A 6,340-nucleotide genomic window follows, 5' to 3' on the forward strand; every position below is an offset into this window, starting at 1 on the left:
GTCGGCGCTTTACGCGTGATTCAAACCGGGCCTGTTAAATTTTGGGAGCGAATCAAGGCATTTGAGCGTCCTACTCATATGCAATACAAAATCGAGAAATCTAGACCGATGAAAATGCAACATGATAAAGGTGTCATTGATCTAAAAGACTTAGGGGACGGCACCACACACGTCACTTGGGTATCTGAGGGTCGCTTGATGTTACCATTGCCATTGATCGGTCGCCTATTTGACCGTCAAATGCAAAAACAAGGAACCGTAGGGTTCAGCAGCATACTTAAATCTATAGAAAGCCGCTAAAGTCGCGGCAAGGTTGAGTGATTGGTGTGTCTTAGGGTGCGTGTCAAAATTAGGGTATAGAGTGCGAGTAACTATTGTTTGTCTTCATCAGACTTGTTTTTTGCAGCTTCAATCTCGTTAAAGCGCGCTAATTGCTCGGGTGTTGCTTTTTGCTGATATTTCTCTTTCCACTCAGAATAGGGCATACCGTAGATAAGCTCACGCGCATCTTCATAATCAATATCAATACCGCGCTCCTCCCCAGCCGCTTTGTACCATTTGGATAGACAGTTGCGACAAAAGTCAGCAAGGTTCATCAGCTCAATATTTTGTACATCTTTGCGCTCGTCTAAATGGGCGAGCAAGCGGCGAAATGCCGCGGCTTCTAATTCAGTGTTTGATTCTAGTTTTGCCATAAGATTTACCTGATTATTGATATGTATTTGGGTGTATATTTTCTATTATACAGAACGCTTTAGAGACAATGATAACCTGTTGTTCTAAGGTTAAGCAAAAAAGCCTCACTACATATTGAATACTATATGAATTAGCCTACGCTTATATCGCTATCTAATCATTACTGGATAAAACAGATGCGTTGCATTTTAAGACGAGACTATAATACTGACTACTAAAGCCTAGGATAGGCCATTTAAAACCAAGGAAGATAACCATTATGTCAATTGTAAATCAATTTCATACTCATGAGGTGCAAAATCAGCCTTATGCCTTAGCCAATTATAATGCATGGGAAACAGACATAGCGCTAAAAGAAGCAGTGGCTCGAGAGGGCGCGTCTTGGGCAGAGAATCATTTGAGCGAGTTTGGTGCACTTACTGGTGGTGAGCTGATCACTAGCGGTTTTTTGGCTAACGAGAACAAGCCTAAACTGCGAAACTTTGACAGTTATGGACGGCGTATAGATGAAGTAGAGTTTCATCCAGCCTACCATGATTTGATGAGGGCGGGCATGAAGTATGGCATGAGCAATTTTGCCTGGCGTAATGAAGAGCGCAGTAGCGCGCACGTGGCACGCGCCGCCGTGATGTATTTAGGGTCACAGCCTGAGGCCGGGTTTGGGTGCCCGATGTCTATGAGCTATGCTGCAATTGCTGCACTACGACATGCGCCTACACTGGCCGATAAATGGTTACCTAAGTTGTTATCTTCAGACTATGATCCGCGTAGCTTACCTATGGAGGAGAAGCTAGGCTGTACTATGGGCATGGGAATGACAGAAAAACAAGGCGGCTCAGACTTACGTCGTAATACGACGAAAGCTACGCTACAAGAGGACGGCTCATATAAAATTATCGGTCATAAATGGTTTTTCTCAGCGCCAATGTGTGACGCTCACCTTGTTTTGGCCCAGTCAGAAAATGGTCTTAGCTGCTTCTTAGTACCGCGTTTTTGTCCTGATGGCACGCGCAATGCTATCCAAGTACAGCGCCTAAAAGACAAATTAGGCGACTGGTCAAATGCCTCATCAGAAGTAGAGTTTCAAGAAGCGTTTGGCGAGTTAGTGGGCATAGAAGGTCGCGGTATCCCGACAATTATTGAAATGGTAGCGCTAACCCGACTCGACTGTATGATTGGCTCATCAGCACAAATGCGTCAAGCTATCGTTCAAGCTATTCATCACACCAGCCAGCGCGAGGCATTTGGTAAGCTACTCATTGATCAGCCTATTATGCGTAATGTGTTGGCAGATTTAGCCTTAGAGTCAGAAGCTGCGATTGCCCTAACTATGCGTATTGCTCGCGCGGTTGATAGCATCGACCACGACCCTCATGAAGCCGCCCTTGCGCGTATCGCCACGGCCATTGGCAAATATTGGATATGCAAACGCACTCCTGTCCTTGTCAATGAGGCGCAAGAATGTCTAGGAGGTAATGGCTATGTGGAAGAGACCATAATGCCGCGTCTCTACAGACAAGCACCGCTCAATTCAATTTGGGAAGGCAGTGGTAATGTACAATGTCTAGATGTGCTTCGAGCATTAAAAAAGGAGCCCGAAACTCGCGATGCACTATTCACAGAGCTAAAAAAAGCAGCAGGCAAAAACCCCGATTATGATGCTGAACTCAAGCGTCTGACAGGGCGTTTTGAGGATACTCAAACCTTGGAGTTTCGTAGCCGTTACGTGATTGAGCGCCTAGCATTAATGCTACAAGCGTCTATCTTGCTACTCACTGACAATACTGAAATCGCAACGATATTCTGTCGCTCTAGGCTTGCAAATGAGCATGGCTTAGCCTTTGGCACTTTGAGTCCTGACGCCCCAGTGGATCTATTAATTGAGCGGGCTGCGGGTGCTACGCAAGCGGTTTTATGAGCTATTAAGTGTTTTAGACGAGCTATCTTCGTAGAGGCATTGATACATAATTATATTAGAGAATTATTAAAAAATGTCCTTTGTAAATAGCTTTTTAAAGGTACAACATATCGTTTAAGCTATGGGTGACCCTAAAATAGAGTACATAGTTGACTCACTATAAAACTGATAATATTAGCGTATCGATTTTATTTCGAATCGACCATACCAGTTAGGTCAGCACCCAAAGTAAGTAGTGATACAATGCTCTGATAATTAATATTTAATAAAAGGTTTACATTATGGCTCGTACCGCTAGCGCATTACATATTTTAGTAAAAGACAAAGAAGTGGCTGAGGGGATTATTGCTAAGCTTAAAAAAGGCGCTCAGTTTGATGTGCTGGCTAAGAAGTATTCAACCTGCCCATCAGGTAAAAAAGGTGGCAGCTTAGGCGAGTTTGAAAAAGGCGATATGGTAGGGCCATTTGATAAAGTCTGCTTCAACGGCGAACTCTTTACCCCGCACTTGGTAAAAACCAAATTTGGCTGGCATGTGGTAAAGGTGCTATATAGGACTTGAGCATTCTTAAACGTTGGAGTCTAGGGCGGCATTGATAAAAGATTTGAGCCTGTTTCTTAATAAATGATGAATACAACAAAGCCAGACAACTTAAGCTGTCTGGCTTAGATATTAGTAGTAATTTATCTATTATAATATTCTCGCTATAAAACCTGCTTACACACCGCAGCGCAATTACTAAATTTCGCTACAACCTTAGAAAATTGAACAAAAAAAAGCCTCACCGCTCGTATAAAGAGTAGTGAGGCTTTTGTGCTTTATCAAAGCAAATTTGGAGCGGGAAAAGAGATTCGAACTCTCGACCCCAACCTTGGCAAGGTTATGCTCTACCACTGAGCTATTCCCGCTAAATCATCATATAAGCCATACCTAAGCATCGCCAGATGATGACAGCATATTATACGTATATTTATTAGTCTGTCAATAATTTTTGTATAAATTATCTCAGTAATCAAACCACGTGTGACTTCAAGATTGTCTTATGGTATAACATATTTTTATAATAAGTATTCCATAATATTTGTGAAGTACAAAACAGCTTTAAAGCTGCAACTACACTTAATAACCCTAATGCTAGAACTATAAAACAAGGACAACAAACATGACTCAACCTTATACCATTGCTGATTATCTATTTGACCGAGTAGCAGAAGCAGGAGCTTCTGAAGTATTTGGCGTGCCAGGCGACTACAACTTATCATTTTTAGATAACATCATAGCCTCGGACAAGCTGCGTTGGGTCGGCAATACCAATGAGCTAAACGCAGGATACGCTGCAGACGGCTACGCTCGTGAGCGTGGCTTTGCAGCGATGGTGACTACTTTTGGCGTGGGCGAGCTGTCGGCGATTAATGCGACCGCAGGCTCGTTTGCAGAGTATGCGCCAGTGCTACATATCGTCGGTGCGCCTGCGACATCACTGCAAAATGCCAAGAGCCGTATTCATCACTCCTTGGGCGATGGCGTTTTCAATCACTTTATCAAGATGGTCGAACCTGTAACTGTCGCGCGCGCGCAGATTACTCCAGAAAATGCGGCATCAGAGATTGACAGAGTGATACGCATGACTCTCAAAAAGCATCGTCCAGGCTACTTAATGCTCTCACCCGATGTGGCAAAGCTACCGATCTATCCACCAACGACTAAGCTAGATGATAGTCAAGAAGACATCACAAGCGCTGCTGCACTGAGCGCCTTCAAGCAAACACTCATTGAGTTCTTACCTAACAAGACAACCACATTGATGGCTGATCTAATGGTGCATCGAATGGGACTACAAGAGGAGCTTAAAGCCTTAATCGCTGATACTGAGGTGCCTTATACCACCTTGTCATGGGGCAAAAGCTTACTTGATGAACAAGGCGAGCGCTGGGTGGGCACCTACTCTGGTGTTGCCTCTAGACCTGTCGCCAAGGATGCGGTCGAGAACTGCGAGTGCTTGATCAAAGTTGGGGTCAATTATACGGATACAACGACCGCAGGATTTAGCCAAAATATCGATGAAAAATCAGTGGTTGATTTGCACTATGAGCGCGCCAGCATCGGCGGGCAAAATTTTGCCCCAATCGCACTAAAGGACAGCTTGCAAGCTGTACACGAGGTGATGACCTCAGGTGTCGATATCATACCTATGCCGCTATGTGAGCCTATGATGCCTCACGAGCAGATTGGCGCAGATAGCGAAGCGATACGTCAAGACGACCTATGGCATATCGTTGCCAAGGGTCTAACCCATAATAATTTGGTGTTTGCCGATCAAGGAACGGCGTATTTTGGTATTAGCGATACGCGTCTGCCTGCTGGAGTGACGTGCTACGGACAACCGATGTGGGGCTCAATTGGCTATACTTTGCCCGCTAGCCTCGGCGCTGGGATTGCTTCCACGCACAAACGCAGCGTACTACTGATAGGCGATGGCTCGGCACTATTAACGATTCAAGATATCGCGGTCATGCTCAAAGAAGGCATCAACCCCTTTATCATACTGGTTAACAATGACGGCTATACCGTTGAGCGTGCGATACATGGTGAGAACCAACCTTATAATGATATTCCGCATTGTGATTGGCAAGTAATGCTGCAAGCCTTTGGTGGTAATGAGACCAATAGCTTAACGTTAAGAGCCCAAACAGCAGGCGAACTAAAGTCTGCACTACAGACAGCAGCAGCAACGACACATAAACTGGTAATGCTAGAGGTGATAACCGATAAGCACGATATCCCGCCGCTACTTGCTGATATCACTAAGGCCCTGCAATAACGAGCAGGTACTTAATGCATCGAACAATTCAAAAACCCTATTTAGTCCTGAGCTATATAGGGTTTATTGTAGATGTTGTCTATCAAGTTCTATATAGAGGCTATTGTGTCATGACAAACTGAGCTATGCTTATGTTAGTGACATATAATGTGATAAGGGGAGGCACCTCATTATGATCTGGGTAAAGATGATTATTGGTGCGCTCATGGTATTGTTGATACAGCTTTTCGCACAGACGCGCTTTTTTTATTTGGCGGCTTTGGCACCGCTTTTTCCAACCTTTACGCTTATTAGTCACTTTATTGTTGGCACTGAGCGTAGCGGTGCAGACTTAAAGATCGCGTTAATATTTAGTATGTTAGGCGTCATACCGCATCTGATTTATACGCTCGTGGTCTTTTTTGGTATTAATTATATGAGCTTGTACAAGGCTCTGCTATTGGGCGTTGTGGCATGGTCTATCGCCGCCGCTATATTAGTCATCGTATGGCAATATATACAAGCCTGAGGTTGTGACAAAAAATACAATGTTTTAGTTATACCCCTAAACAAAAAACCAGCACCTTGAAAGTTAAGATGCTGGCCTTGTCACTACATAATCGATTAGATTACATGTTATGCATATTTTTGCTTATGTCTAACCACACTGACAGCAGTTGCTACAGCAGCTACAGTTTTTGTAGGTGGCCGTACTACTACAATTACACTTCGTGCAATGGCAAGTGTCGTCAGCCATATATACTAGGCTCGGTTTATTCTTCGATAGAAAAGTCATGATCACTCCTTGTTGATGACAGTCTTATTACTTTAACAATTATGGCTCTTTAACTGTGCAGTAGTGTTGTTAACTGAGTTTAAGTGGCTTTGAGTACATTAAAACAAATCTTTTACATTCGCGCTAATCAT

Annotated in this window: 6 protein-coding genes and 1 tRNA gene; 5 read left to right on the forward strand and 2 right to left on the reverse strand. The window is 43.8% G+C overall.

The window, feature by feature from the left end; translation table 11 throughout:
• Positions 1-300, forward strand: a 300-nt coding sequence (locus ACTXGO_RS08295) for an SRPBCC family protein (protein WP_443574018.1), incomplete at its 5' end; no start/stop codon positions are given.
• A gap of 71 nt (positions 301-371) precedes the next feature.
• Here the strand turns inward: ACTXGO_RS08295 and ACTXGO_RS08300 are convergent.
• Positions 372-695, reverse strand: a complete 324-nt coding sequence (locus tag ACTXGO_RS08300) for a DUF1244 domain-containing protein (RefSeq protein WP_435950774.1) — start codon at positions 693-695, stop codon at positions 372-374.
• Positions 696-955: 260 nt separating this feature from the next.
• Here ACTXGO_RS08300 and ACTXGO_RS08305 point away from each other — a divergent pair, with 260 nt between their 5' ends.
• Both ACTXGO_RS08305 and ACTXGO_RS08310 read left to right on the forward strand, forming a co-directional pair.
• Positions 956-2,614 carry an isovaleryl-CoA dehydrogenase gene (locus ACTXGO_RS08305; RefSeq protein WP_443541660.1) on the forward strand — a complete coding sequence of 553 codons (1,659 nt, stop codon included), beginning with the start codon at positions 956-958 and terminating at the stop codon, positions 2,612-2,614.
• A 281-nt stretch (positions 2,615-2,895) separates the two neighbouring features.
• Positions 2,896-3,174, forward strand: a complete 279-nt coding sequence (locus ACTXGO_RS08310) for a peptidylprolyl isomerase (protein WP_443541658.1) — start codon at positions 2,896-2,898, stop codon at positions 3,172-3,174.
• Between the two features lie 272 nt (positions 3,175-3,446).
• On the opposite strand, the gene ACTXGO_RS08315 is transcribed toward ACTXGO_RS08310, so the two are convergent.
• Positions 3,447-3,521 (reverse strand) — tRNA-Gly (locus ACTXGO_RS08315).
• Positions 3,522-3,775: 254 nt separating this feature from the next.
• Here ACTXGO_RS08315 and ACTXGO_RS08320 point away from each other — a divergent pair.
• On the forward strand, positions 3,776-5,434 hold the full coding sequence (locus tag ACTXGO_RS08320) for an alpha-keto acid decarboxylase family protein (protein ID WP_443541657.1): 1,659 nt from the start codon (positions 3,776-3,778) through the stop codon (positions 5,432-5,434).
• 172 nt (positions 5,435-5,606) lie between these two features.
• Positions 5,607-5,942: a GlpM family protein gene (locus tag ACTXGO_RS08325; protein WP_443541655.1), complete on the forward strand. Its 336-nt coding sequence runs from the start codon at positions 5,607-5,609 to the stop codon at positions 5,940-5,942.
• Positions 5,943-6,340: the final 398 nt, after the last annotated feature.

The organism is Psychrobacter sp. T6-1, from assembly GCF_052258445.1.

Bases quoted from the DNA above. Each gene is read 5' to 3' on its own strand.
- ACTXGO_RS08320 (WP_443541657.1), top strand. From the start codon at position 3,776: ATGACTCAACCTTATACCATTGCTGATTATCTATTTGACCGAGTAGCA.
- ACTXGO_RS08310 (WP_443541658.1), top strand. From the start codon at position 2,896: ATGGCTCGTACCGCTAGCGCATTACATATTTTAGTAAAAGACAAAGAA.
- ACTXGO_RS08305 (WP_443541660.1), top strand. From the start codon at position 956: ATGTCAATTGTAAATCAATTTCATACTCATGAGGTGCAAAATCAGCCT.
- ACTXGO_RS08300 (WP_435950774.1), bottom strand. From the start codon at position 695: ATGGCAAAACTAGAATCAAACACTGAATTAGAAGCCGCGGCATTTCGC.
- ACTXGO_RS08325 (WP_443541655.1), top strand. From the start codon at position 5,607: ATGATCTGGGTAAAGATGATTATTGGTGCGCTCATGGTATTGTTGATA.